This is a genomic window from Streptomyces sp. MMG1121 (assembly GCF_001280015.1).
Classification (GTDB): Bacteria; Actinomycetota; Actinomycetes; order Streptomycetales; family Streptomycetaceae; genus Streptomyces.
The window spans coordinates 1-25,505 of record NZ_LGDV01000205.1 but is presented as its reverse complement, the minus strand read 5'-3'; the positions used below and the strand labels follow the sequence as shown (position 1 = coordinate 25,505).

Annotated in this window: 27 protein-coding genes and 2 pseudogenes; 12 read left to right on the top strand and 17 right to left on the bottom strand. The window is 72.6% G+C overall.

The window, feature by feature from the left end; genetic code table 11:
- Positions 1-69: 69 nt before the first annotated feature.
- Together ADK64_RS28005 and ADK64_RS28000 are read right to left on the bottom strand one after the other, a co-directional pair.
- The gene (locus ADK64_RS28005; RefSeq protein ID WP_053663276.1) at positions 70-537 is read right to left on the bottom strand and encodes a peroxiredoxin; all 468 of its coding nucleotides are present in this window, start codon (positions 535-537) and stop codon (positions 70-72) included.
- A gap of 144 nt (positions 538-681) precedes the next feature.
- The gene (locus ADK64_RS28000) at positions 682-1,209 is read right to left on the bottom strand and encodes a MarR family winged helix-turn-helix transcriptional regulator (RefSeq protein WP_053663274.1); all 528 of its coding nucleotides are present in this window, start codon (positions 1,207-1,209) and stop codon (positions 682-684) included.
- A 197-nt stretch (positions 1,210-1,406) separates the two neighbouring features.
- Between ADK64_RS28000 and ADK64_RS27995 the strand changes: the two genes are divergently transcribed.
- From ADK64_RS27995 to ADK64_RS27985, 3 genes are all read left to right on the top strand, one after another.
- A complete protein-coding gene (locus ADK64_RS27995; RefSeq protein ID WP_053663272.1) occupies positions 1,407-1,694 on the top strand; it encodes a putative quinol monooxygenase in 288 nt (95 codons plus the stop codon).
- Positions 1,695-1,961: 267 nt separating this feature from the next.
- Entirely contained in the window at positions 1,962-2,513 is a 552-nt protein-coding gene (locus ADK64_RS27990) for an SH3 domain-containing protein (RefSeq protein ID WP_053663269.1), read from the top strand.
- A 189-nt stretch (positions 2,514-2,702) separates the two neighbouring features.
- On the top strand, positions 2,703-3,542 hold the full coding sequence (locus tag ADK64_RS27985) for an XRE family transcriptional regulator (RefSeq protein ID WP_053663267.1): 840 nt from the start codon (positions 2,703-2,705) through the stop codon (positions 3,540-3,542).
- A gap of 67 nt (positions 3,543-3,609) precedes the next feature.
- On the opposite strand, the gene ADK64_RS27980 is transcribed toward ADK64_RS27985, so the two are convergent.
- The 7 genes from ADK64_RS27980 to ADK64_RS27950 form a co-directional block, all read right to left on the bottom strand.
- Positions 3,610-4,935 (bottom strand): MFS transporter, encoded by a 1,326-nt coding sequence (locus ADK64_RS27980; RefSeq protein ID WP_053663265.1) that lies wholly within the window; start codon positions 4,933-4,935, stop codon positions 3,610-3,612.
- A gap of 116 nt (positions 4,936-5,051) precedes the next feature.
- Positions 5,052-6,002: a catechol 2,3-dioxygenase gene (locus ADK64_RS27975; RefSeq protein ID WP_053663263.1), complete on the bottom strand. Its 951-nt coding sequence runs from the start codon at positions 6,000-6,002 to the stop codon at positions 5,052-5,054.
- A complete protein-coding gene (locus ADK64_RS27970; RefSeq protein WP_053663262.1) occupies positions 5,983-7,092 on the bottom strand; it encodes a 4-oxalomesaconate tautomerase in 1,110 nt (369 codons plus the stop codon). The genes ADK64_RS27975 and ADK64_RS27970 overlap by 20 nt, the downstream gene beginning before the upstream one ends.
- Positions 7,089-7,784 (bottom strand): 4-carboxy-4-hydroxy-2-oxoadipate aldolase/oxaloacetate decarboxylase, encoded by a 696-nt coding sequence (locus ADK64_RS27965; RefSeq protein WP_053663260.1) that lies wholly within the window; start codon positions 7,782-7,784, stop codon positions 7,089-7,091. Before ADK64_RS27965 ends, ADK64_RS27970 begins: the two co-directional genes overlap by 4 nt.
- On the bottom strand, positions 7,781-8,530 hold the full coding sequence (locus tag ADK64_RS27960) for a PIG-L deacetylase family protein (RefSeq protein ID WP_053663258.1): 750 nt from the start codon (positions 8,528-8,530) through the stop codon (positions 7,781-7,783). Before ADK64_RS27960 ends, ADK64_RS27965 begins: the two co-directional genes overlap by 4 nt.
- 99 nt (positions 8,531-8,629) lie before the next feature.
- Positions 8,630-9,280 (bottom strand): GntR family transcriptional regulator, encoded by a 651-nt coding sequence (locus ADK64_RS27955; protein ID WP_053663257.1) that lies wholly within the window; start codon positions 9,278-9,280, stop codon positions 8,630-8,632.
- A gap of 91 nt (positions 9,281-9,371) precedes the next feature.
- Complete coding sequence (locus tag ADK64_RS27950) at positions 9,372-10,229, bottom strand: LysR family transcriptional regulator (RefSeq protein WP_053663255.1); 858 nt, start codon at positions 10,227-10,229, stop codon at positions 9,372-9,374.
- Positions 10,230-10,336: 107 nt separating this feature from the next.
- On the opposite strand from ADK64_RS27950, the gene ADK64_RS27945 reads away from it, so the two are divergent.
- Positions 10,337-11,194, top strand: coding sequence for an EamA family transporter (locus tag ADK64_RS27945; protein WP_234384720.1), 858 nt, complete (start codon positions 10,337-10,339; stop codon positions 11,192-11,194).
- 281 nt (positions 11,195-11,475) lie between these two features.
- Here the strand turns inward: ADK64_RS27945 and ADK64_RS27940 are convergent.
- Positions 11,476-11,799 (bottom strand): annotated as a pseudogene (locus ADK64_RS27940) (FAD-dependent oxidoreductase); the annotation flags it as partial.
- Positions 11,800-11,833: 34 nt separating this feature from the next.
- On the opposite strand from ADK64_RS27940, the gene ADK64_RS27935 reads away from it, so the two are divergent.
- Positions 11,834-12,118: a hypothetical protein gene (locus ADK64_RS27935; protein WP_234384718.1), complete on the top strand. Its 285-nt coding sequence runs from the start codon at positions 11,834-11,836 to the stop codon at positions 12,116-12,118.
- 18 nt (positions 12,119-12,136) lie between these two features.
- On the opposite strand, the gene ADK64_RS27930 is transcribed toward ADK64_RS27935, so the two are convergent.
- Positions 12,137-12,790: a TetR/AcrR family transcriptional regulator gene (locus ADK64_RS27930; protein ID WP_053663318.1), complete on the bottom strand. Its 654-nt coding sequence runs from the start codon at positions 12,788-12,790 to the stop codon at positions 12,137-12,139.
- A gap of 235 nt (positions 12,791-13,025) precedes the next feature.
- Between ADK64_RS27930 and ADK64_RS27925 the strand changes: the two genes are divergently transcribed.
- The 4 genes and pseudogenes from ADK64_RS27925 (at position 13,026) to hemC (ending at position 17,720) form a co-directional block, all read left to right on the top strand.
- Positions 13,026-14,504 (top strand): MFS transporter, encoded by a 1,479-nt coding sequence (locus tag ADK64_RS27925; protein WP_053663251.1) that lies wholly within the window; start codon positions 13,026-13,028, stop codon positions 14,502-14,504.
- A 527-nt stretch (positions 14,505-15,031) separates the two neighbouring features.
- Positions 15,032-15,696: pseudogene (locus ADK64_RS27920) on the top strand (response regulator).
- 110 nt (positions 15,697-15,806) lie between these two features.
- A complete protein-coding gene (locus ADK64_RS27915) occupies positions 15,807-16,760 on the top strand; it encodes an ATP-dependent DNA ligase (protein WP_078992874.1) in 954 nt (317 codons plus the stop codon).
- Positions 16,761-16,778: 18 nt separating this feature from the next.
- Complete coding sequence (gene hemC / locus ADK64_RS27910; RefSeq protein WP_199829723.1) at positions 16,779-17,720, top strand: hydroxymethylbilane synthase; 942 nt, start codon at positions 16,779-16,781, stop codon at positions 17,718-17,720.
- Between the two features lie 40 nt (positions 17,721-17,760).
- Here the strand turns inward: hemC and ADK64_RS27905 are convergent, their stop codons facing one another.
- The 4 genes from ADK64_RS27905 to ADK64_RS27890 form a co-directional block, all read right to left on the bottom strand.
- Entirely contained in the window at positions 17,761-18,285 is a 525-nt protein-coding gene (locus ADK64_RS27905) for a hypothetical protein (RefSeq protein WP_053663245.1), read from the bottom strand.
- 191 nt (positions 18,286-18,476) lie between these two features.
- A complete protein-coding gene (locus tag ADK64_RS27900) occupies positions 18,477-19,322 on the bottom strand; it encodes an ABC transporter permease (protein ID WP_053663244.1) in 846 nt (281 codons plus the stop codon).
- Entirely contained in the window at positions 19,282-20,154 is an 873-nt protein-coding gene (locus ADK64_RS27895) for an ABC transporter ATP-binding protein (RefSeq protein WP_053663316.1), read from the bottom strand. The genes ADK64_RS27900 and ADK64_RS27895 overlap by 41 nt, the downstream gene beginning before the upstream one ends.
- A gap of 35 nt (positions 20,155-20,189) precedes the next feature.
- Positions 20,190-20,645 (bottom strand): MarR family winged helix-turn-helix transcriptional regulator, encoded by a 456-nt coding sequence (locus ADK64_RS27890; RefSeq protein ID WP_053663242.1) that lies wholly within the window; start codon positions 20,643-20,645, stop codon positions 20,190-20,192.
- Positions 20,646-20,809: 164 nt separating this feature from the next.
- Between ADK64_RS27890 and ADK64_RS27885 the strand changes: the two genes are divergently transcribed.
- Complete coding sequence (locus ADK64_RS27885; protein WP_053663241.1) at positions 20,810-21,619, top strand: VOC family protein; 810 nt, start codon at positions 20,810-20,812, stop codon at positions 21,617-21,619.
- On the opposite strand, the gene glgX is transcribed toward ADK64_RS27885, so the two are convergent.
- Entirely contained in the window at positions 21,616-23,760 is a 2,145-nt protein-coding gene (glgX, locus tag ADK64_RS27880; protein WP_107093107.1) for a glycogen debranching protein GlgX, read from the bottom strand. The two genes, ADK64_RS27885 and glgX, sit on opposite strands and share 4 nt — an antisense overlap.
- Entirely contained in the window at positions 23,757-24,269 is a 513-nt protein-coding gene (locus ADK64_RS27875; RefSeq protein WP_053663239.1) for a hypothetical protein, read from the bottom strand. The genes glgX and ADK64_RS27875 overlap by 4 nt, the downstream gene beginning before the upstream one ends.
- 302 nt (positions 24,270-24,571) lie before the next feature.
- Here ADK64_RS27875 and ADK64_RS27870 point away from each other — a divergent pair, with 302 nt between their 5' ends.
- On the top strand, positions 24,572-24,871 hold the full coding sequence (locus tag ADK64_RS27870) for a DUF5133 domain-containing protein (RefSeq protein WP_053663312.1): 300 nt from the start codon (positions 24,572-24,574) through the stop codon (positions 24,869-24,871).
- 107 nt (positions 24,872-24,978) lie between these two features.
- On the top strand, positions 24,979-25,505 hold a 527-nt coding region (locus ADK64_RS27865), incomplete at its 3' end, for a maltotransferase domain-containing protein (protein ID WP_159046344.1).

Below are 25,505 nucleotides of genomic sequence, written 5' to 3'. Positions count from 1 at the left end.
GATGCGATTGTTCCGGGGCATCAAGCGCGGGACGGGAGCCGGCCGGCCCCGGTGGCCGGGCGGAGCCGGTCAGCCCCGAGGGGTACGGAGGGCGGCGAGGGCGCGGTCCGCGTGGGTGTTCATGCGCAGCTCGCTGCGGACGATCTCCAGCACCGTGCGGTCCTGGGCGATGACAAAGGTGACGCGCTTGGTGGGCGCGAGGGAGAAGCCCCGCTTGACGCCGAACCGCTCGCGCACCGCGCCGTCGGCGTCGGAGAGCAGCGGCATGCCGAGGGTGTGCGTACCGGCGAACTCCTGCTGCTTGTCCACGCTGTCGCCGCTGATGCCGACGGGGCGTGCGCCGGCGGCCGCGAACTCCGCGGCGAGGTCGCGGAAGTGGCAGGCCTCGGCGGTGCAGCCGGGGGTCATGGCGGCCGGGTAGAAGAAGAGCACCACGGGCCCGTCGGCCAGCAGTTCCGTGAGCCGGCGGGTGGTGCCGGTCTCGTCGGGCAGGGCGAAGTCCTCCACCGTGCCCCCGACCTCGATACGTTGCGTCACGACCGCCCCTCCTCTGTTTCGGGCCGCTTGCGGCGCCCACGGCACCGACGGTGCCGATTCTCCTCCGCCGGCCTGCCGCCGGATATTACTTGACGGTAGAGGCGAGGGTGCGCCGTTCCCGCCGCTCATGCCGGGCAGCGGCCGTCAGCCCTTCGCCGGCGGGGCCTCGCCCGCGTCCCGTCCGGAGTCCTCCTCGATCGCGTACGCGAGGAAGTCGTCGACCATGCGATGGAAGAGGGCGGCCAGCTGCCGCAACTCCTCGGGCCGCCACTCGGCGAGGGCCAGCTCCATCCCCCGGGCGCCGGCCTCCCTGATCCGGCCCACGGCCTCCCGCCCCGCGCCGGTGAGCCGGATCCGCTGGGCGCGCCGGTCGTCGGGGTCCGGGACACGGCTGACGTAGCCGGCCTTCTGCAGCTGCTGCACGGTCCGCGTCACATGGGAGGCCTCCACGCCCAGGCGCTGGGCCAGCTCCCCCGGCCGCAGCGGTTCGGAGTCGGCGATCTGCCGCAGCAGCGCCACCGCGGCCCGGTCGAGCGGCACGCCCGCCAGCGCCATCAGCCGCTCGTGCTGCCGGGACCGGGTGCTGAGGTAGGTGACGCGTGTCAGGGCACGCTCGATCTCGACGACCTCCGGTGAGGCGACGGGCCGGTCGGACAGCGATTCCGTGGGCATACCCGGCAGTTTACCAGGTCGTTGCGTAAGTCAAGTAACTTCCGCCGCCCACGGACCACGGACGACGGCCACATCCACATCCACGCCCGGCCCGGTCCGGCCCGGCAGCCGTCGGTCGCGTGTCGTACAGGCCGCCCCTCACCGCACCCGTGCTGCAATCGGCAGCACCACAGCCGTTTCGAACCCCGGAGGAACCCATGGCCTTCGCCGTCGTCGCCCAGTACCAGTGCGCACCCGCCGACGCGGACACCGTGCGCCACGCGCTCCGCGAGATGCGCGAACGGGTCCCGTCCGAGCCCGCGAACCTCGCCTACGAGGCACACGAAGTGGCCGACCGGCCCGGGGAATTCATGGTGTACGAGCGCTACACCGACCGCGCCGGTTTCGAGGCGCACAAGGAGACGGACCACTTCGCGGAGCTGATCCGGGGCACGGTGTTCCCGCTGCTGAAGGAGCGGACCGTCACGTTCGCCGAGACCGTCTGATCCGGAACCCCTCGCCCCGCCCGTTCCCCAGTGTGGGTGACACGCCGTCACGACCCTCCTCGGGACGCGCCGTCCGAAGACGAACGGGACGGCGGGACGCCGCCGCCCCGTCACCCCGCTGGGCCGACCCACGAGGCCCGCACCCGTCCCGCGGGACGTCCCGGGTGTCCCCGGGGACGCCGGAACGGCATCCTCACGGTCCGTCACGGAAACGCTTGCTGTCGTGATCACTGCTCGTGGTCACGAGAACGACAGCCGGAGGTTGCCATGATCCTACGGACTCTCAAGAGCGGTCTGCTGGCCACGGTCGCGGTGCTCGCGTTCCTGCCCACGGCGGCCGGGGCCGCCACCGCGAACGCCGCCACCGCGTACCCGGCGCCCGGCGCCATCGCCCAGCACCACACCCACTCCGCCCCGTACCGCATCCACCACCACAGGTACGACGCGTACCGTCTGCACCACCTGCGCCACGCGTACCGCATCCACCGGTTCCACCGCCTCGGCGCACCGGGCACGGCGTACCGCTTCGCCCCGCGGACGGCGGCCTACAGCTGGGGCGCGCCGGCGGCGTCGTACCGCCTCGCCTCCCACGTCACCGGTCGCGTCACCACCCGTCACGCCCGCCTCAACATCCGCTCCGGTCCGGGCACCGGCTACCGGGTGGTCGGCCACCGGCACACCAACCGACTCCTGCACCTGACCTGCAAGACCCGCGGCTCGTGGGTCGCCGGGAACCGCACCTGGTACCGGCTCACGCACCACAGGGGCTACGTCTCGGCGCACTACGTCCGCACCCACCGCGCCCTGCCCTGGTGCTGACGACGCCTCACCACCGCACCGCCTAGCCACCGAAGGCCCGTTCGACGACCCCCGAACGGGCCTTCGGTATGCCGCTCTGCCTCACCCTCCTCATACCCCACCGCGTGTTGCGTTCGCCGCGCTCCTGGGAATCCATCCCGACAACAGGGGCGAAACAGCCCATAGTGGAAAGGGAGTCGAGGACGCACGATGCGGCACCCTCAAGCATCGACCACGCCGGACGAACCGCTGGTGGCGGGACTGCGCGAACTGAAGGACCGTACGGGACTGAGCCTGGCGGCGCTCGCCGCGCGCACCCCGTACAGCAAGTCCGCGTGGCACCGCTATCTGTCCGGCGGCACGCCACCGCCCCGGCCCGCCGTGGAGGCGCTCTGCCGGCTCGCCGGCACGGATCCCGACGCCGTACTGGCCCAGTGGGACGCGGCCGACGCGGCCCTGCCCGACGCGACGCCGCTCGACGCGGGTCCGCCCGGGGGGACCGGCCGCGGGCGGCGGCCGGGCCGGTTTCGCCGGCCCTTCCCCGCATGGTTTCCGCCCCGGCTGCCGTCCCGCCTTCCGGCCTGGCTGCCCCTGTCCGCACTCGCCATGTGCGGCGCGGTGACGGCGGTGGCCGCCGCCGTCACCCTGGCCGCGCGACCGGGTTCGACGCCCGCCGCGCGCCCCGTGCCGGCGGCACCGCGCTGTCACGGCCGCTCGTGCCAGGGCGAGCTGCCCGACGCGTCGTTGTGCGCCCGGGACGCGCGGACCACGAGCACGGTCACCGACCCCGCCTACACGGTCCGGCTCCGCTACTCGGCGGCCTGCGGCACCGTCTGGTCCCAGGTGCGGCTGCACTCGGCCAAGGCCCGCGAGGTGTCGGTGCGGGCGGGCCAGGACGTGCTGTCGGCCGGCTATCCGGCGGACGACCCGGCCGGTGACAGCAGCCCCATGCTCTCGGTGTCCTCGCCCCGGGGCGTGGAAGCGTGTGCCGAGGTCGGCGGGGAACTGGCGTGCACGGGCCGGGACGTGGAGCCGAACGAGGCGGGCTGAGCCTGCCGGTGCGCAGACGGTGTCGCACCCTCGACCCGGGGTGCGGCACCGCGTGCGAAGGGACGGGTCAGCAGGCCGTGACGAGCTTCGGTCCGCTGCCGGTGCGCTCGGGACGCCGGGGCGAGCGCAGGGCGGCGATGCCGATGAACACCATGAAGGAGACGCCGGCGAGGGCGAAGGCGGTGAAGCCCCAGTCGCCGTGGCCCGCGTCGAGGAGCCGACCGCCGAGCCAGGGGCCGAAGACCGCGCCGAAGCGGCCCATCCCCGAGGTCCAGCCGACGGCGGTGGCGCGGCTGTCCGGGGTGGAGCGGATCGAGACGGTCGCGTAGACCATCGTCTGGGCGCTGTTGAGGAACACGCCGGTGAGGAAGACGACCAGGAAGGTCACACCGAGCGGCAGGTGCGCGCTGAGCAGGAAGACACCGGCCGCGGTGAGCGCGAACCAGAGCGCGGAGACGCGCGGAGCGCCGAAGGTGTCGGAGGCACGGCCCGCGATCAGCATGCCGACGATGCCGCCGAGGTTGAACAGCACGACGAAGGTCAGGGCGGAGCCGAGGTGGTAGCCCTCGCCGCGCATCAGGGTGGGCAGCCAGGTGGCGACGCCGTAGACGAGGAGGAGTCCGCCGAAGGAGGCCAGCCAGTACAGCAGGGTCTGGAGCCATTCGCCGCCGCGGAACAGGGCGAGCAGGGCGCCCCATCGGTCGGCCGGGGCCTTCGGGGCGGACTCGGCGGGGACTTCGACCTCGTAGCGGGCGGCGAGTGCGTGGGCCTCGGCGGTGCGGCCGCCCGCGACCAGGAAGCTCAGCGACTCGGGCATGACCTTGGCGAGCACCGGGACGAAGAGCAGCGGCAGGACGCAGACCCAGAAGGCGGAGCGCCAGCCGTACGGCTCGACGAGCCACTTGGCGACGTAGGCGGAGAGGATGCCGCCGGCGTGGTGGGCCGTCATCAGGGCGCCGATCGTCAGCGCGACGCGGCCGCCCCGGGCGTAGTCGCAGACCATGCTGATCGCGGTGGGCAGCAGACCGCCGAGGCCGACGCCGGCCAGGGTGCGGCCGAGGCCGAAGACCGCGACCGAGCCGGACAGCGCGCAGATCGCGGAGGCCAGCGAGAAGAGCGTGATGCAGGCGGTCATCAGCTTCTTGCGGCCGACGCGGTCGGCGACCGTGCCCGCCGTGAGCGCGCCGAGCAGCATGCCGAAGGTGGCGTAGCTGCCGAGGTCGCCGGCCTGGCCCGGGGTGATCCCGAGTGCCCTGGTCTCCAGCATGTGGGGCAGCACCGAGCCGTAGACGAACATGTCGAGGCCGTCGAAGAGGACGGCCAGCCAGCACAGACCGACGACGAGCAGCGCCAGTCTGCGGCCGCGAGCGGAGGGGGAGGGTGAGGGGGACATCGTCGTTGCCTCTCGTGCGTAGTGCGCCAGACAGTGGGAGCCACCCCAAGACAGTCAACATTTTTGTCAACAATCTCATCGACCAGGAGGCCCTGGGATGGCTCCCGCCGTGCGTCTCAGCCGGCCGGCGGTGTGCCGTGGGTGTGAAAGGACTCGATGGTCTTCAGGCCCCACGCCTGCCCCTTGGCCCGCTCGGCCTCGGTCCAGGTGATCAGCGGCCAGTCCGGGGCGAGGACGAGGCGGGTGAGCGGGTTGCACAACTCGACGCGGTTGCCGCCCGGTTCGTAGACGTAGAGGAAGAACGTCTGCTGGATGGCGTGCTTGTGCGGGCCCGTCTCGATGAACACCCCGGTGTCGATGGCGAGATCGGCGGCGCGCAGGATGTCCTCGCGGGTGTCCGTCGCGAAGGCGATGTGGTGCAGGCGGCCGGTCGAGCCGGTCCAGTCCTCCGTGTACACCACGTCGTACGACTTGTTCGTGAAGGTCAGCCAACGGGCCGCGACCCGGCCGCTGTCGAGCCTGATCTGCTCGGTGGGGCGGGCACCGAGCACCTGCTGCTGGAACTCGGCGTTCGCGAGCACGTCGGCCGCGAGGAAGTTGACGTGGTCCAGGCGGCGTACGCCCACACCCCGGTCGGGCTTCGCCTGCGGCTGGTTCTTCAGCGCCGGTTTCAGCTCCTCGGGGGCCTGGTGGTGCTCGCTCTCCCAGTACAGGGCGTGTTCGTGGCCGTCGGGGTCGGTGGTGACGTACAGCCGGCCGAGGCCGGGTTCGTCCTCCGTCCAGCGGCCGGTGCCGCCCGCCGCCCGGACCGCCCGGACCCGGCGCCGCAGCGCCTCCTCGCTGGAGGTGCGCAGCGCGAGCCGGCCGAGGCCGGGGGTGTCACGGGCGGTGAGGACGAGGCTGTGGTGCTCGTAGTCGTCGAAGGTGCGCAGGTAGACGGTGTCGCCGTGCCGGCCGTTGACGGTGAGCCCGAGGTAGTCGGTGAAGAAGGCGACACTGGCGTCCAGGTCCGGGGTGAAGAGCTGGGCGTGGCCGACATGGGCGATGTCACCGAGGGGCGGAGCCATGGGCGTCTCCAAGGGGTCGTACGGGTGCGGGCGTCGCGGCGCGGGGGAAGACGGTGCCGTCGAAGATCTTGCGGGCGGTGCGGACCACGGCGGTGCGGCGCGCCGCCGGGACGGCCGGATCGATGTCCGCGTCGATGTCCAGGAATCCGGTGGGATGTTCGATACGGATACGGTCGCCGCGCTCGGGGAGTACGGCGATCCCCTCCCCCACGCCCCCGGGCAGCCGGAGCCCGGCGGCCACGCTCGCCGCGCCCAGGACGCCGATGGAGGGGTGACAGCGGACGGGGAGGAAGGTGCGGGTGGTGACCACGCCGCCGTCCCGGGGCGCGGCGAGCAGGGTGAGCTTGGGGACGGTGGCGCTCTCGGCCTCCGCCAGCCCCATCAGCCGGCCTGCCGCCAGGCGGATTTCGCGCAGGCGGCCGGCGAGCGCCGGGTCCCCCTCCAGGTCCTCGGGCGCCTCGTACCCGGTGACGCCCAGCGCGGTCGCCGGGATCAGCACGGTCGGCATCCCGTTGTCGACGCAGGTCACCCTCGTACCGGCGACCGTGTCGCGGACCCTGCCGGTCGGCAGCAACGGGGCACCGCCGGCCGGGAACCCGATCTCCACGGCTGCCGCCGTACCGGGCACGCCCGAGATCTCGGCATCGCCGGTGTGCTCGACACGGCCTCCCGGCGTGGGGAAGGCGGCGATGGCCGTTTTCCCGGTGTTGAGCATGCGGATGCGTACGGAGGTCTCGCCGTCGGCGGGAGCCACGAGTCCCCGCTCGACGGCGAACGGGCCGACTCCGGCGAGGATGTTCCCGCAGTTCTGACGATCACTCACCTCTGGTCTGTCGAGGAGGACTTGGAGGAACAGGTAGTCGACGTCGGCGTCCGGGTCGGCCGAGGCGGAGACCACGGCCACCTTGCTGGTGAGCGGGTGGGCGCCGCCGAGGCCGTCGATCTGGCGCGGGTCGGGGCTGCCCATGATCCGCAGCAGCAGGTCGTCCCGGGCGGCGGGATCGGCGGGCAGGTCCTCGGCCAGGAAGTACGCGCCCTTGGAGGTGCCGCCGCGCATCAGCATGCAGCGCACCTCCCCGGGCCCGGTCACCGCGTGTACTCCTCGTACGTCCGGTACGTCACCCCGAGCCGGGCGAGCGTCTCGCGCAGTCCGTACCGGTCCAGGCCCAACTGGCCCTCGAGGAAGGCGGCGCGGGAGGCGGCCTCCTTCTCCTCCCGGGCCGTGGAGGCCTCGACGGTAGCGCGGGCCCGCTCGCGCGGTACGACCACGACACCGTCGTCGTCCGCGAGGATCACGTCGCCCGGGTTGATCACCTGGCCGTCGATGGCGACCGGCACGTTGACCGAACCGCCGGTGGCCTTGACCGTGCCCTGTGCGGAGACGGCACGCGACCAGGCCGGGAAGTCCATGTCACGCAGTTCCCGGGTGTCGCGGACGCCGGCGTTGCTGACGAGCCCGCGCACCCCGCGCCGCTGCAGGGCGGTGGCGAACAGTTCGCCGAACATGCCGTCGCTGGACGGCGAGGTGGTGGTGACGACCAGCAGGTCGCCCGGGCCGCACTGCTCGACGGCCGCGTGGATCATGAGGTTGTCGCCGGGCCGGCCGAGCACGGTGACGGCCGTACCCGCGACGCGCACGCCCTGCTGGACGGGCCGGATCCCCGGACCGAGCAGACCGGTGCGGCCCATTGCCTCGCTGACGGTGGCCACGCCGAAGCCGGCCAGCGCCTCGACGTACCGCAGCTCCGCCTTGGGTGGGTCGGTGACGATCACGCCGCTCATGCCAGCTCCTTCGTGACCTGCGGAAAGGGGCGCATATAGGCCTCGGCCACGGTCGTGTGCGGCAGGCCGAGGTTGGGGCCGGCGTTGCGCCTCAGCTGGACGCCACGGCGGACGGCGAGGTCGGTGTAGTAGTCCCACAGATGCTGCTGGGCGCCGAGGCACTCCATCGCCTTGCGCTTGGTCTGCCACACCTCGGTGATGTCGAGCAGGACTTCGGGCCTGAAGCCGCTCATCTCCGGCTGGTGCGGCTCGAAGCAGAAGACGGGCGGGGCGCCGATGATCTCGCCGGGGCCGGGATAGCCGATGGCCTGGGCGAGGACGCGCGCCTCCAGCGCCATGCGGTGGGCCGCGGGATGGTCGCCGTTGTACGGGTCCTGCGCCGGGTGGGTGAGCACCACGTCGGGCTGTGTCTCGCGGCAGAGGGCGACGAGCCGGTCGGTCAGCTCGGCGGTGGCGACGAGGGGATAGTCGCCGGCGTCGAAGAAACGGATGTCGGCGCCGAGTACGGCCGCCGCCCGCTCCGCCTCCTGACGGCGCAGCGCCTTGATCTCCTGGAGGGTCTTCCCCGCGCGCCACGCCTTGGCGGACTCACCGCGCTCGCCGAAGGTCAGACAGGCGATGGTGACCTGCTCGCCCCGGGAGGCGGCCAGGGCGATCGCTCCGCCCGCCCGCCACACGAAGTCCCCGGCATGGGCGGTGACGACGAGGGTCGACCGGGGCGGGGCGGGCGCGTTGGGCTGCGTCATGAGTGGCATCTCCTTGCTGGACGGGTGAACGCCCACCCGCCCCAGCGCTCGGACACGCGACGCGACGCCGGCACACAACGCACCCCGAGGCGCGCGGTGTCAGTCGCCGAGCGCGTCGATCACGCTGGCGAGGTGGGCGCGGACGGCCGCTTCGGCCGCCTGCGGATCCCTGGCCCTGATCGCCTCGATCATCGCCAGGTGCTCGTTCAGGGATTGCTGCGGACGCCCCGGCCGGAGTGCCAACTTGAAGCGATGGCGGACCAGTTGGGCGTTCAGGCGCTCCAGCAGCTCGACCGCGGTCTGCTGGCCGGAGATCTCCCGGATGCGGTCGTGCAACTGGTGGTTGAGGTCGGAGTACGTCACCGGCTCGCCGTCGGCGACGGCCTTCTTCATCGCCGCGCCGAGGTCCGCCAGTCGGGTCAGCTGCTCGTCGCTCGCGGCGACGGCGGCCTTGGCGGCGCACAGCCCTTCCAAGGCCATGCGGCACTCCGTGATCGCGACCGCCTCCTCGACGGTCACCACCCGCACCCGCGAGCCGCGGTTGCGGATCCGCTCGACCAGTCCCTGTGCCTCCAGATCGATCAGCGCCGCGCGGATGCTGGCCCGCGTCACACCGAACTGCTCGGCGAGTTCGTTCTCCACCAGCCGCTGAGCCGGTGCCATCTCGCCGTGCAGGATCGCCTGCCGCAGCTGCGCGAACGCATGCCGCTTGGCCTGCTCTCCAGTGCTCGGACGGGCTTCCTTCGGCATCGTTGCCCTCCCTGAGTGAGTGCCTGTCGAACGTAAATCTAGCCAAACAAGATTGTCAACAATTTTGTCTGCATCATCCTTCCCGGATGGCTCAGGGTGTGCGGTACAGCTCGGTGAGCAGTTCGACGACCGCCTGGCGGGCCGGATGCGGGTCGTCGCGCCACCAGGCGAGCCGTACGGCGACGGGTTCGGCGTCGCGGACCGGCCGGTAGACGATGCCGGGCCGCGGGTACTGGTTCGCGGTCGACTCCGCGGTGACGCCGATCCCGCGCCCGGCGGCGATCTCGGTGAGCCAGTCGTCGACGTCGTACGTCTCCTCGACGGCCGGGCGGGCGTCGGGCGGCCACAGGCCGGGGGTGGCGGTGCCGGTACGGCGGTCCACCAGCAGGGTGCGGTCGGTCAGCTCGGCGAGCCGCACCGAACGGCGCCTGGCGAGCGGGTCGTCGGCGGCGAGCGCGCACAGCCGGCGCTCCAGACCGACGATCGCGGTGTCGAACCGCCGGTCGTCCAGCGGCCTGCGGACGACGGCGAGATCGCAGGCACCCTCGGCCAGCCCGGCGAAGGGCGAGTTGACGCGCACCAGATGCAGGTCGATGTCCCCGTGTGCCGCGGTCCAGCGCCGCTGGAAGGCGACCGTGTGCCGGCCCACCGCCGACCAGGCGTAGCCGACGCGCAGCCGGGTGTGCCCCGAGGTCGCCTCCCGGACCAGGTCAAAGACGTCCGCGAGCACCCGGCGGGCCTGCGCCACCACGCGCAGCCCGGTCGCGGTCGGGGTCACCTCGCGGGAGGTGCGGCGCAGCAGCCGTACGCCCAGTGCGCGCTCCAGGGAGGCGAGGGTGCGGGAGACCGCGGCCTGGGAGACGCCGAGCGTGATCGCCGCGTCCGTGAACGTGCCCTCGTCGACGATGGCCACGAGACAGCGCAGCTGGCGCAGATCGATATCGTGCATACGCTCAGCGTATAGATGGACCAGCGCATGCATTTTGCGCAAGCGTCAGGGCGGCGCACGATCCCGGTATGCGACGCGCTCCCCAACGCCCGGCCGTGGCCGCGCCCATGGTCATCACCCCGTCCCCGACACAGGCCCGGCGGCTGGCCGGCGTGGCCACGATGTTCGGCAGCGGGCTCTCCAACCAGACCGGCGCCGCCGTCGGGGCGCTCGCCTTCCCCGTCCTCGGCCCGCTCGGCGTGGTCGCGGTGCGCCAGTACGTCGCCGCGCTCGCCCTGCTGGCCGTCGGCCGGCCCCGACTGCGCGGCTTCACCTGGCGGCAGTGGTGGCCGGTGCTGCTCCTGGCCGCGGTGTTCGGCACGATGAACCTCAGCCTGTACACAGCCGTCGACCGGATCGGCCTGGGACTCGCCGTGACCCTGGAGTTCCTCGGGCCGCTCGCCATCGCCCTGGCCGCCTCGCGGCGCCGGCTGGACGCCGGGTGCGCGGTGCTGGCCGCGGCCGGGGTGGTCGTCCTGATGCGCCCGCGCCCCTCCGCGGACTACACCGGCATGGCCCTGGCCCTGGTCGCCGCGTGCTGCTGGGCCTCGTACATCCTGCTCAACCGCGTCGTCGGCCGCCGCATACCCGGCGCGCAGGGCTCCGCGGCGGCCGCGACGGTGTCCGCACTGGCCTTCTTGCCGGCCGGCGTCGCCGTCGCCCTGCGCCATCCGCCGACGGCCGGGGCGGTCCTGTGCGCGGTGGCGGCCGGAGTCCTGTCGTCCGCCGTGCCCTACCTGGCCGACCTGCTGACCCTGCGCCACGTCCCCACGCAGACCTTCGGCCTGTTCATGAGCGTCAACCCGGTCCTTGCGGCCCTGGTCGGCTGGGCCATCCTCGACCAGGGCCCGGGCGGCGCGGAGTGGGCGGGCATCGGTGCGGTGGTGGCGGCGAACGCGGTGAGCATCGCTACGACGCGGACCTGACGACTGGGGTCGCGGGTCGAGCGGGGCGGCGAGAGCGGGCCTGACGGCCGGACCGGCGGGTCGACCCTCCCATGGACGTCAGGGGCTGGGCGAGGCAGCGAGCGCAGGCCCTGGCGGTCAGGCCGACGGACCGGGGAAGGCGACGGGCACAGGCCCGGTGGCCGGGCTCGCGGGCCGGGCAAGGCAGCGGGCGCAAGCCCGGTGGCCGGGCTCACGGATCAACCCGCCCACTGACGCCGCAGGCCGGACGAAGCGACAAGCACAGCCCTGACAGCCGGGCGGTCCAGGGTGCGCAGCACCCGCGCGCCGCTGCCCGGCAGCCGGCGGGGCCGTACGCCGGTGGCCACGACGAGTCCGTCGTACGGCAGCACCGAACCGTCGGCCAGCCGCACCGTGCGGCCGTTCGTGTCCAACTCCCGTGCGGGGACGCCGAGTCTGAGGTCCAGGTGGAGCGCGTCGAGGTCGGCGGGCGGGCGCAGCCGTACCCGCTCCGGCTCCCACTGGGCGGACAGCACCTGCTTGGACGGCGGCGGGCGGTCGTAGGGCGGACGGGGTTCGTCGCCGACGAGGGTGAGCGTGCCGTCGTAGCCCTCGCGGCGGAGCGTCTACGCCGCCGGGGCCGCCGCCGTCTTCGACACCATGGTCGGCGCCGCCGAGTGGGGCGCCCGGCTGGTCATGGTCGCCGCACAGAAGAAGGGCTCCGAGGTCGACCTCGGCGGCATGCTGCGCAGCGAGCTGACGCTGATCGCCTCCCAGGGGTACCCGACCGAGATCTTCGAGGTCACACCCCAGCTGATCGAGCACCATGAGCGGTTCGCCCGGCTGATCAGCCATCGCGTCCCGTTCGCCGAGGCCGACCGCGCCTTCGGGCTGGCGCTCACGCCGGGGGCCGCGGAGAAGGTCGTGGTGACGTTCGATGCGTGAGCCGCGGATGCGCGAGGCTCAGCGGGCGTCGCGGCTCACCGGTGCCAGCCACAGGCCGACGATCGCGTCGGCGAGTCCGCCGGCCGCCTCCGCCCAGGTGGCGCGCGGGGTCGGGGTGCCCTCGGCGAGTGCCCGCTCCCGCTCGGCGCAGGTGTGCAGGATCAACTGCCGGACCATCTGGCCACGTTCGGCGCGGACCTCGGACGGCAGCTCGGGCAGGACGCGGTTCAGGGCCTCGATCGCCTGCCGCAGCGCCGGGGAGGTCATGGACTCCTCGACCATGATCTCGTGCAGCGCGGGGTCGGTCATCACCTGGGCGCAGAACCGGGCGTACCAGGTGGGGCTGCCGAGCCCGGCCAGGTGCTCGGTGACCGGGCGCACCAGGCAGTCGACCCAGTCGCGTACGTCCGTGGAGTCGCCGGCCGCCACCAGCGCCCGCTCGCGGAGCGTCTCGATGTGCTCGCCGTGCCGCCGGGCCACCGCGCGGACCAGGTCGGCCTTGGTGCCGAAGTGGTAGCCGACCGCGGCGTTGTTGCCCTGGCCGGCGGCCTCGCTGACCTGACGGTTGGAGACGGCGTACACGCCGTGCTCGGCGAACAGCCGCTCCGCCGCGGTCAGGATCGCCTCCCGCGTCGCGCTCACCTGCTCGGCCCGCGCCGTCCTGCCCGCCATGCTCACCACCGCTCCGGGACTGTGCACCGCCCCGGGGCGGTCAGTCCCGCGCACCGCCCCAGGCCCTCGACCGGGGCGGCGAGGTCCAGCCGGCCAACCCTACGGTGCGCGCCCGCCCCACCAGGAACAGGCCCCGCGTACGGCGCCTTTTCGGCTCGATAAAGTAAGTCAAGCAGTTGACTTAAACGTTCTGTTCTCTCCTTGCTTCTCTTTCTCTCCGGAAGGTCCTCGTCTCATGTCCGATGCCCCCGTTCGGCCCGCCGGGGCCGGCGGATCCGTTCCGTCGCGCCCGGGTGCCGTGGTCGCGGTGCTGGCCCTGGCCGGTATCACCGTGTCGCTGATGCAGACCCTGGTGATCCCGATCGTCCCGGAGCTGCCCGTCTATCTGCACGCCTCGGCGTCCGACGCCGCCTGGGCGGTCACGGCCACGCTGCTGGCAGCCGCTGTCGCCACGCCCGTGACGGGCCGGCTCGGCGACATGTTCGGCAAGCGGCGTCTGCTGCTGGTCAGTCTGGTGCTGCTGGTGGCCGGTTCGGTGGTCTGCGCGCTCAGCGACGCGCTGATCCCCATGATCGTCGGCCGCGCGCTGCAGGGGCTGGCCGCCGCCGTGGTGCCGCTGGGCATCAGCATCATGCGCGACGAACTGCCGCCGGAGAAGCTGGCCGGCTCGACCGCGCTGATGAGCGCCTCGCTCGGTGTGGGCGGCGCGCTCGGACTGCCCGCCGCCGCGTTCATCGCCGACCACTACGACTGGCACGTGCTGTTCTGGACCTCGGGGGCCCTCGGGGTCGTCGCGTTCGGGCTCGTCCTGTCCCTGGTGCCGGAGTCCGGCGTGCGTACCGGCGGCCGCTTCGACCTCGTCGGGGCGCTCGGTGTGGCCGTCGGGCTCGTCTCGCTGCTGCTCGCCATCTCCAAGGGCGGCGACTGGGGCTGGGCCAGCGGCACCACGCTCGGCCTGTTCGCGCTCGCCGTCGTCGCTCTCGTGGCCTGGGGCTTCTTCGAACTGCGCACACGGACGCCGCTGGTGGACCTGCGCACCACGGTCCGCCGCCAGGTGCTGTTCACCAACCTCGCCTCCATCGCGTTCGGCTTCTCGATGTTCGCGATGTCGCTGGTGCTCCCGCAGTTGCTCCAACTGCCGACCCAGACGGGGTACGGCCTGGGCAGGTCGATGATGACCGTGGGTCTGGTGATGGCTCCGCAGGGTCTGGTCATGATGGGCTTCGCCCCGGTCTCCGCCGCCATCACCAAGGCCAGGGGGCCGAAGGTCACGCTCATGATCGGCGCGGTGATCGTCGCGGCGGGGTACGGCCTCAACATCGTCCTGATGTCCGAGGTGTGGCACCTGATCCTGGTGTCCTGCGTCATCGGCGCGGGCGTCGGCTTCGCGTACGGCGCCATGCCGGCGCTGATCATGGGCGCGGTTCCGCCCTCGGAGACGGCCGCCGCGAACAGCCTCAACACGCTGATGCGGTCCATCGGCACCTCCGTGGCCAGCGCGGTCACGGGCGTGATCCTGGCACAGATGACGATCAGCCTCGGCGGGCAGGCGCTGCCGTCCCAGAACGGGTTCAAGGTCGTCATGGCGATCGGCGCGGGCGCGGCCGTCCTCGCCTTCGTCCTCGCCTCCTTCCTCCCCCGCCACCGCCCGCCCGCCCCGGCCCCCGCCTGCGCACCGACGACCGCCGAGCCTTCGGCCGGAACGGTGGCCTGAGGCGAACGAACGGGACGGTGCCCGAGCCCGACGACCTGCGCAGGAGCCGGTGCCGCTCCGCGCGGGCAACGGGCAACGGGCCGGACTGGTCGGCCGGGGCGGCCCCGGCCATCGGCTGCAGCGGTGGCCTCGGCGGGACGACGGGGGGGCGGTGCCTGAGCCGGACAGCCGCGCCGGGGGGCGGAGCGCGACAGCCGGCACGAGGCCTGCGCCACGCGGCGCGAGAAGCGGGCCGGGGCACTCGGCCCCGGCAGCCGCCGCGACCTCGGCCACAGCGGGGGTACCAGCCGGCCCGCCGGCGCAGTGGTCCGTGCCGCTCCGCGCGGGCGGCGGGCCCGGCCGGGAAGGGCGCCGCAGCGGTGGCCTCGGCCGGACCATCAGGTCCGGGCGGGCCGTGGCCTCGGCCGGGCGGGACGGCAGGCGTACGGGGCCGCAGAACGAGGGACGTTCGGGAGTGACAGCATGAGACACCTGGTCCGGTGGCCGCCGGGCGGTCGGGGCCCGGCCGATCTGTCGCGGGAACCGTTGTGCGTGTGCTGATCGCCGAGGACAACGCTCTGCTCCGGGAGGGCCTGGTGTTGTTGCTGACGTCGGCCGGGCACGAGGTGGCCGGCGTCGTGGGCAGTGGACCGGAAGTCGTTCCGGCGCTGCTGGCCCAGCGGCCGGACATCGCCCTCCTGGACGTCCGGATGCCACCGCGCTTTCGTGACGAGGGGCTGCGCGCCGCGCTGGAGGCACGCGAGCGGCTGCCCGGGCTGCCGGTCCTGGTGCTCTCGCAGTACGTCGAGGAGGCGTACGCGGCCGAGTTGCTGAGCGGCGGCGCGCGCGGTGGGCTATCTGCTCAAGGGCGGTGGGCTATCTGCTCAAGGACCGGGTGGGCTGTGTGGATGAATTCCTCGACGTGCCGCAACGGGTCGCCCGGGGCGGCACGGCGCTCGCCCCCGATGCGGTGACGGAACTGATGACCCGCCGCGCGCACTCTTCCCCGGACGCGCTCACCCCGCGCGAGCGTGAGGTGCTGCACCTGATGTCCGAGGGCCATGACACCACCACGATCGGCCGGACCCTCGTCATCACCGAACGCGCCGTCAGCAAGCACATCGGCAACGTCTTCCTGAAGCTGGGCCTGCCGCCGAGCGACAGCGGGCACCGCCGGGTGCCGGCCGTGCTCGCCTGTCTCCAGCACACCTGATCCCGGTACGGACCCGTTCAGGGGAACCGACGGGCGAAGGCGCGTGCGGTCGGCGGAAGCGGTCGAGGACTTCAGCCGTGACCGCCGTACCCCTGCCGCTCATCGCACCGATGCTCGCCACGGCCGGCAGGCTGCCGCCCGCCGCGCAGGACACGCGATGGGCGTACGAGACCAAGCAGGACGGCCAGCGGGCGATGGTCTATCTGCCCGGCGACGGCAGCGTGCGCCTGCGCGCCCGCTCGGGCGAGGACATCACCGCGGCCTATCCCGAACTCCGGCCGCTCGGCGGCGCCCTGCGCGGCACGCCCGCCGTGCTGGACGGCGAGGTGCTGGCCCTGGACGCGCGGGGCCGGGCCGATTTCCAGCTGCTGCAGAGCCGGATGGGACTCGCCCACTCCCCCGCGCGGGCCGCGCGCCGGGCCGCCGAAGTGCCGGTCCACCTGGTCCTCTTCGACGTGCCCTACCTGGGGGAATCCCTGCTCCGGCGGCCGTACGCACAGCGGCGGGCCCGGCTGGCGGAGCTGGGCCTGGCCGGACCGTACTGGTCGACGCCGGGTGCCGTCACCGGGCACGGCGCCGAGGCGCTCGCGGCGACCAGGGAGCACGGCCTGGAAGGCCTGGTGTGCAAGCGGCTGGACTCGGTGTACGAGCCCGGGGTGCGCTCCCGCTCCTGGATCAAGATCCGGAACATGCGGGCCGAGGACGTGATCGTCGGCGGCTGGCTGCCCGGCAGGGGACGGCTGTCCGGGCTGCCCGGAGCCCTGCTGGTCGGCCAACGCGCGGGTGACCGGCTGCGGTACGTCGGCGGGGTGGGTACCGGCTGGAGCGAGGCGGAGCGGACCGAGCTGGCCCGGCTGCTCCAGGCCGCCGCAAGCAGCCGGTGCCCCTTCGACCCGGTGCCGCGGATCACCCGCGCCCACTGGGTGCTGCCCCGGCTCGTGGGCGAGGTCGGCTACAGCACACGGACCCGCAACGGCCTGCTGCGCCAGCCGTCCTGGCTGCGGCTGCGCCCGGACCTGACGCCGCAGGAGTCCACGGCGGACCTGCCCGAAGACCTGGCATGAGCGGCGAAGGTCTATCGTGTGCCCATGCCGGTTCCCGAACTGATCCGAATCGTCTCCCGTGACTCGCCCATGGCCCTCGCCCAGGTCGAGCGGGTCCGCGCCGAGCTGGCCGTGCTGCACCCGGGCGTGCGCACCGAGGTCGTCCCGGTGAAGACCACCGGTGACAAGTGGCTCGGCGATCTGTCCCAGGTCGAGGGCAAGGGGGCGTTCACCAAGGAGGTCGACGCGGCGCTGCTGGCCGGGGAAGCCGATCTCGCGGTGCACTGCGTCAAGGACGTGCCCGCCGACCGGCCGCTGCCCGCCGGCACGGTGTTCGCGGCGTTCCTGAAGCGGGACGACATCCGGGACGCGCTGGTCCATCCGGGTGGTCTCACCCTGGACGAGCTGCCGGCCGGCACCCGGATCGGCACCTCCGCGGTGCGCCGGATCGCCCAACTGGCCGCCACGCATCCGCATCTGGAGTGCGTCCCGTTCCGTGGCAACGCCAACCGCCGGCTGGAGAAGCTCGCCGCCGGGGAGGCGGACGCGCTGCTGCTGGCGGTGTCCGGGCTGGAGCGGATCGGCAGGACCGACGTGATCACCGAGGTGCTGTCGGCGGAGACGATGATGCCGCCGATCGGTGCGGGCATCCTCGCCCTGCAGTGCCGCGAGGACGACACCGAGCTGATCGACGCGGTCAGCGGGCTCGGCGACGCCGCCACCCACCGGGAGGCGACGGCCGAGCGGATGTTCCTGCACGTGCTGCAGGGCCACTGCAACAGCCCGATCGCCGGCTACGCGCGCGTGGACCGCGGCGGGGAACTCTCCCTGCGGGCCTGTGTGTTCACACCGGACGGAAAGACCCGGCTGAACGCCCACGAGTGGGCGGGCCGGCTCGATCCGGCGACCCTCGGCACCTCGGTCGCGGTGGCGCTGCTCCGGCAGGGCGCCCGGGAGATCATCGACGGAATCCCGCACTGACCGCCCCCGCCCCGGGCACGAGGGGTTCTACCGGGCCGCGTCAGGCCGCGCCCGGCTCCGTCTGGTCCCGCAGGAAGGCGCTGACCTGGTGGGCCAGGCTGCACGGGGCGGTGCCGGCCGGGGCGGCCGCGGCGGTCGCCTCCTGGACGCCGGTACCGCCGGTCCACAGCCGGCGGTCGGCCCACTCCTCCTCCACCCGCAGCTGCACCTGGACGTCCACGTGCGTCAGGGCGGCCTCGGGTGCGGCGGCGTAGAGCACGGCGGTGGCGCGGCGCAGCGGGTAGACGTCGAAGCCCTCGATGAACTGGGAGTTGCGCCAGTCCATGAACGCGGCCTCGCCGTCCGGGCCGACGCGGACGTCGATCTGGCCGTCCTCCAGATGGATGCCGTAGTGCCGCGCACCGCGGTTCTCCACGGTCACCCGGACACTGAAGTACGTCAGCCCCACGGCGGCGTCGTCGCGTCCGCGCGGCGGCTCGGACGCCTCCAGGCGGTGGACGCGGACCCGCAGACCGGCATGCTCGTCGTACTCGTGCCAGTCCCCGACCACGTTCGGCTCGTACACAGTGCCCCTCTCGACCTTCGAGAGCTGCTGTCTATCTGTGTGCTGAGCACACTGTCAAATGAGCAGAATGCGCTGTGGCCAGCGGGTTCGCCCGCTTTGATCGGTGATCAAGCGCTGCCCAGGAAGAATCCGTTCGGCACCCCTTTCGGCGGGGTACGCGCGCGTGCCGCACATCACGTCCGCGGCCAAGATCAGCGGGCCAGCCGGCCGAGCAACGAGGAGGCGGCGGCGATCCCGAGCGCGGCGGCCACCGCCAGCACCGCGAAGTCGGCGCCGAGATGCGACGGCGTGCCGAGCAGCAGGCCGCGCAGCGCGTCGACTTGATAGCTCAGCGGGTTGGCCTTGCTGACGGCCTGGAGCCAGCCCGGCATCACCTTGACGGGGTAGAGGGCGTTGGAGGCGAAGAACAGCGGCATGGTGATCGCCTGCCCGAAGCCCATCAGCCGGTCGCGGCTGAGGACGATGCCGGCGATGGTCATCGACAGGCAGGAGAAGAACACGGAGGCGAGGACCACGGCGACGGCGACGCCGAGCAGTTTCAGCGGGTTCCAGGTCAGGGCGACGCCGAGCAGGGCGGCGATGACGATGACGACGACGGCCTGCACCAGCGACTTCACTCCGGCGGCGAACGCCTTGCCGGTGATCAGCGCCGAGCGCGGGGTCGGGGTGACGAGGAGCTTGTTCAGGATGCCCGCGTCCCGCTCCCAGATGATCTGGATGCCGTAGAAGATCGCGATGAACATCGCCGACTGGGCGATGATGCCGGGCGCCATGAAGTCGATGTACGGGATGCCGCCGGTGGGTATCGCCCGGATCCGGGTGAAGGTCTGGCCGAAGATCAGCAGCCACAGGGCGGGCTGGACGGCGCGTGTGTACAGCTCGGTGCGGTCGTGGCGCAGTTTCTGCAGTTCGACCGCGCACATGGCGACGACCCGGGCGGGCAGCAGCCGCCAGCCCGCGCGGGGCACGGGCGGGGTCAGCAGAAGATCCGTGCGGTCAGCCGACTCGGTGCGCGGTTCGGCGGGTGCTGCGGACATCGCGGAAACCTCCTCCGGACGTGTCGTCGAGGCCACTGCCGGCGACGTCGCGGAAGACGTCCTCCAGCGTGGGCAGGGTGTCGGTGCCCCGGCGTTCGGCGAGGCCCCGGCGCAGCTCGGCCGGGGTGCCGAGGGCGCGGATACGGCCGCGGTGCATCAGGCCGACCCGGTCGCAGTACTGATCGGCCTCGTCCATGTAGTGGGTGGTGACCAGGACGGTCATGCCGGTGGCGGCGCGGACGGCGTTGATGTGCTCCCACACGCCGGTGCGGGCGATCGGGTCCAGGCCGATGGTCGGCTCGTCGAGGATCAGCAGCCGGGGGGCGCTGACGAGGGCCTGCGCGAGTTCGAGCCGGCGGACCATACCGCCGGAGTAGGTGCCGGCGAGCCGGTCGGCGGCGTCGGCGAGGCCGACGGCGGTGAGGGCCTGGGCGACGCGGGCGGCCCGCTCGCGGCGGGGCACGTCGAAGACACGGGCGAACAGGGCGACGTTCTCCCGCCCGGTGAGCCCGCTGTCGGCGGACAGCTGCTGCGGGACGTAGCCGAGGAGCCGGCGGACCGCCATGCGTTCCTTCGCGGAGTCGTGGCCGAAGACCCGGACCAGGCCGGCGGGGACGGGCAGCAGGGTGGTGACGCAGCGGATGGCGGTGGTCTTGCCCGCGCCGTTGGGGCCGAGCAGTCCGAACACCTCGCCCTCGTGGACGGCCAGGTCGAGCGCGTCGACGGCCTTGGTGTCGCCGAACGCGTAGGAGAGACCGGTGCAGGTGACGGCCTCGGTCACCCCTTCGGCGGTCGTACCGGACAGGTCTGCGGTGCCGCTCTCGCTCGTCATGGTGCCCGGACCTCCGTCGTGATCCTCGGCCTGCGTCATGATTCCTCGGCCTCCTCGTGCAGGGTGACGGCCAGCTTGCGCAGCGCCGGAAGGGCCGCGCGGAGGGCCTCCCGGTCGGTCTCGTCGAGCCGGGAGACCTGCCGGGACACCAGCTCGGCCCGGCGGCGCTGCCAGTCGGCGAGCCTTTTCTCGGCGGCTCCGGTCAGCAGCAGACGCGCGGCCCGCCGGTCGGCCGGATCGGTCTCGCGGAGCAGATATCCGCCCCCGACCAGCTGGTTGACCAGGGTCGACACGGAGTTGCCCGCCAGGTGCAGCGCCTTGGCCGCGTCCGAGATGCGGATGCCGGGCCGGGACTCGACCAGCCGCAGCAGCTCCACCTCGGCACCGCGCAGCCGGGGCATGACGAGCTCGCCGCGCAAGCGGCGCCGGATCAGCCGCTGGATCCGTACCAGCGTGTCGGCCAGGTCCTCCGGGAAGGTCTCGTGCTCCACATTCGAAGATTACCTCTGTTACAGAGGTATTGCCGCAAAGGGGGAGTCAAGGCAGGAGCCAAAGGGGGAGTCGAAGCAAGGCCGAGGAGCGGAAACCGGCCCGCGCAGTGGACACTGGTGCCAGACCGGCGGCCGACCGGCCCCGAGAGCAGGACGCGACTGCCATGAACCACAAGACCCCCGTCGACGGTGGACCGCGCAAGCGCGACGTCGTGTCCACGCACTCCGTCTTCGGCGCCCCGTGCTGGGTGAGCCTGACCAGCCGCGACCTCGAGACCACCCAGGACTTCTACACGGCGGTCCTGGGCTGGCGCTGGCGCGGCGCCAAACTCGGCGAGCACTTCCGTATCGCGCTGGCGGACGGGGTGCCGGTGGCGGGTATCGCCGCCGTCGCCGCGATGTGGCAGATGGCGGTGGCCTGGACGCCGTACTTCGCCGTGCCGGACGCCGACGTGGCCGTGTCCCGGGTCCGCGAGCGCGGCGGCACGGCGGCCGTCGGACCGCTGTCCTTCGCCCCGGGCCGGGCCGCGCTGCTCGCCGACCGGGACGGGGCCACGTTCGGGATCTGGCAGGGCGAACTGGTGGGCAACTGGGAGGCGTGGCGGCGGGCGGCCCCCACCTTCATCCGGCTGCACACCCGCAACGCCTTCGATGCCGCGATGTTCTACGGCGAGGTCCTCGACTGGGCGTCCGGGCTGCCGGGCTGCTGCGAGGTGGAGTACGAGGGCGGCGAGGTGGTGCTGCGCAGTCAGGGCGACATCGTGGCCCGGATCGACTCCGGCGCGGCGGAGGCGGCTCCGGATCCGTCCGTACGGCCGCACTGGCAGATCCACTTCTTCGTCGCGGACGTCACCGGCTGCGCGCGAACGGCCGAGAAGCACGGCGGCAGTGTGCTGAGCGAGGCGGAGGACGAGGCGATTCTGCGGGATCCGGACGGGGCGCAGTTCACCGTGACGTCCCGCCGGGAGCGTTAACCGGCCACTCGCGACGGCCTCGTCAGCACGACCAGACTCCGCGCCTCCACCCGCATCCGCGTCCCCGCCTTGCGCTCCCGCTCGTCGGGGACGCCCTCCGGGTCGGCGGTGTCGATGAGGGTCGTCCAGCGTTCGGCGAAGGTGTGGTCGGGCAGGCGGAAGCCGACGGGTTCCCAGTAGCCGTTGATGAGCAGCAGGAAGGAGTCGTCGGTCATCCGGCGCCCGTAGGAGTCGCGTTCGGCGATGGCGTCGCCGTTGAGGAACACGGTCACCGAGTGCGCGTCGCCGCGCTGCCAGTCCCGGTCGGTCATCTCGCGCGCGTCGGGCCTGAGCCACATCAGATCGGGCAGCGGCTGGTCGGCGTTGGTCACGGTCTCGCCCCGGAAGAAACGGCTCCGGCGCAGCACCGGATGGGCGGCACGCAGGGCGATGAGGCGCCGGGTGAACGCCGTCAACGACCGCTGCTCGTCGGCCGGTTCCCAGTGCACCCAGGAGATCTCGTTGTCCTGGCAGTAGGCGTTGTTGTTGCCGCGCTGGGTGCGGCCGAGTTCGTCGCCGTGGCTGAGCATGGGGATGCCCTGCGAGAGCAGCAGCGTGGCCAGCAGATTGCGCTGCTGGCGGGCGCGCAGTTCGAGGACGGCCGGGTCGTCGGTGGCACCCTCCACCCCGCAGTTCCAGGACCGGTTGTGACTCTCGCCGTCCCGGTTGTCCTCGCCGTTGGCCACGTTGTGCTTGTCGTTGTACGACACGAGGTCGCGCAGGGTGAACCCGTCGTGCGCGGTGACGAAGTTGACGCTCGCGCGCGGCCGGCGCCGGCTGTGCTGGTACAGGTCGGAGGAGCCGGTCAGCCGGGAGGCGAACTCGCCGAGCGAACCGCGCTCGGCCCGCCAGAAGTCCCTCACGGCGTCCCGGTACTTGCCGTTCCACTCCGACCACAGCGGCGGGAAGTTGCCCACCTGGTAGCCGCCCTCGCCCACGTCCCACGGTTCGGCGATCAGCTTGACGCGGCTGATCACCGGGTCCTGCTGGATCAGGTCGAAGAACGCCGAGAGCCGGTCCACCTCGTGGAACTGCCGGGCCAGGGTGGCCGCGAGGTCGAAGCGGAAGCCGTCGACGTGCATCTCGGTGACCCAGTACCGCAGTGAGTCCATGATCAGCTGGAGCACGTGCGGGTGCCGCATCAGCAGGCTGTTGCCGGTGCCGGTGGTGTCGTAGTAGTGGGCCCAGTCGCCGTCGACCAGCCGGTAGTAGGAGGCGTTGTCGATGCCCCGGAAGGACAGGGTGGGGCCCCGTTCGTTGCCCTCGGCGGTGTGGTTGTAGACGACGTCGAGGATCACCTCGAGGCCGGCCGCGTGCAGCGCCTTCACCATGGCCTTGAACTCGTTGACCTGCTGCCCCCGGCTGCCGAAGGCGGCGTAGGCGTGGTGCGGGGCGAAGAAGCCGATGGTGTTGTAGCCCCAGTAGTTCGACAGGCCGCGGTCCTGCAGGACGCCGTCCTGCACGAACTGGTGGACCGGCATCAGCTCCACCGCTGTCACGCCGAGCGAGGTCAGGTGCTCGATGACCGCGGGGTGCGCGAGCCCCGCGTAGGTGCCGCGCAGGCGCTCGGGGACGTCGGGGTGGGTGCGGGTCAGGCCGCGCACATGGGCCTCGTAGATGACCGAGTCCGAGTACGGGGTCCGGGGCGGGCGGTCGTCGCCCCAGTCGAAGTACGGGTCGGTGACCACGCCCAGCATGGAGTGCCCGGCGCTGTCGGCGGGCGCCGGGCCGTCGGGGGCGCGCTCGTACAGCGAGGCGTGGTTGTCGATCTGGCCGTCCACGGCCATGGCGTAGGGGTCGAGCAGCAGCTTCGCCGGATTGCAGCGGTGGCCGAGGGAGGGCTGCCAGGGGCCGTGCACCCGGTAGCCGTAGCGCTGGCCGGGCGCGATGCCGGGCAGCCGGGCGTGCCAGACGAATCCGTCGACCTCGTGCAGCCGGACGCCGGTCTCGGTGCCCGCGTCGTCCAGCAGGATCAGGTCGACACGCTCGGCGACCTCGCTGAACAGCGCGAAGTTGGTGCTCTGTCCGTCGAAGGTGGCGCCCAACGGGTAGGGCTGCCCGCTCCACACGGGCAGCCCGTTCCGGGAGGTGCGGGACGTCACCGGCTGTCCTCCAGGGTGTCGTCCGGGGCACCCGCCTGGGCGGCCAGCATCGCGACCGGAAGCTCGCGCGGCACCTGGAGGTCCTCCATCAGGGTGGGCACGGGCGGAGTGGGCACCAGCGGGACCCGCTGGCCCGCGCGGGCGCGCTGCGAGAACCAGATGATCTTGGTCCCGCTGTCCGAGGCGCAGCAGCCCCAGCCGTCGCTCATGGCGGCGATGTCCGCCAGACAGGACCGCAGGTCCTGGTCGGGGCGCAGTTCGGGGTCGTCGTCGCCGAAGGCCGTGATGAGGTGCTGTCCGTTCCACCACAGCTCGATCGTCGTGCGCTTGTCGGAGGCGTGCTGGTGGATCGCCCGCAGCAGCAGTTCGGCGCCACGGCAGACGGGGTCCGCGAGGTTGTCGAGGTCCCAGTAGCGCAGATGGGCGGCCAGGATGCGGCTGACCTGTCCCACCCGTTCGGGGCTGACTTCCACGTCGATGCGGTAGTAGCAGGGCACTGCGGTCTTCATCGTCGCTTGCTCCTCACCGGCGAAGCTCTTGCTCCCCTCGCCTGTCCGGGAGGGACCCCGGACACCCAGCGTGAGCGCTGATTGCTTCTGAGTCACCTTTACGATGCGGCCACTACGCCATTCGTGCAACACGAGCACCCGACACCACTCATGGTTGAAGGTCCAACAAGACGCTGCGTCGTCGTGCGTGCACCATAAGTGAAAGCCTCGATCGCCGTAACGGTGCCGTGCCCTCCCGCGCCCGGACACCACCCGACCGTCGGGAACGCGCCCAGTCGAGAGCGTGGAAGGTGAAGACGGCGATGCTGCTGCCCGCCAAGGCCGAGGTGGCCCGGCAGTTGCGGCGTTACCGGGCGTGGGAACGAGTGATGCTCGCCTCGCCCCACGACCGCACGGTCCGCACGGCCTTCGAGGACTCGGGTTACACGCTGTGCGTGCTGATGGGCAAGCGCTGCGCCCGCGAAGCGGCGGACGCGGCCGAACGCTATCTGCGCACCAACCTGGTCACCTACCTGCGCGAGCAGAACGGGCGGCCGAAACGGCGCCGGTCGGCGAGAAGAGGGCCGCCACCGGAGCGGCGTTCCACGGCGTCAAGCCCCTGACCTGGCACCGTACAAGGCGTTCCCCACGGGACCGGCGCGAGCCGGCCCGTCTCGGATCGCGAAGCCGGGCCAGGTGCCCGGCTTCGCGCACGGCGGAGGTGAGATACATGCGCAGGACCCCGGCCATCGGCCGTGTACCGGTACGTGACGTCCGGCCGGCCGTGGAGTGCGGCAAGCGCCCGGCGAAGGCGGTGGCCGGGGAGACCTTCCAGGTCACGGCCACCGTGTTCCGCGAAGGGCACGACGCCGTGGGCGCCAATGTGGTCCTGCGCGATCCGAAGGGCCGCCGAGGCCCGTGGACGCCGATGCGTGAGCTGTCCCCCGGCAGCGACGTGTGGGGCGCGGAGATCACGCCGGAGGCGACGGGCCGCTGGACCTTCCGTGTGGAGGCCTGGTCGGACCCGCTGGCGACCTGGCGACACGCCGCCTCGGTCAAGATCCCGGCCGGCATCGACATCGGACTGGTCCTGGAGGAGGGCGCCGAGCTGTACGAGCGGGCGGCCGCCGGTGTACCGAAGGGCCCGGAGCGCGGCCTCGTCCTGGCCGCCGCGCGGGCCCTCGGTGACGACTCCCTGTCGGTGCACGAGCGCCTCGAGCCCGCCCTGTCCGCCGAGGTGGGTGCGCTTGTGGCCCG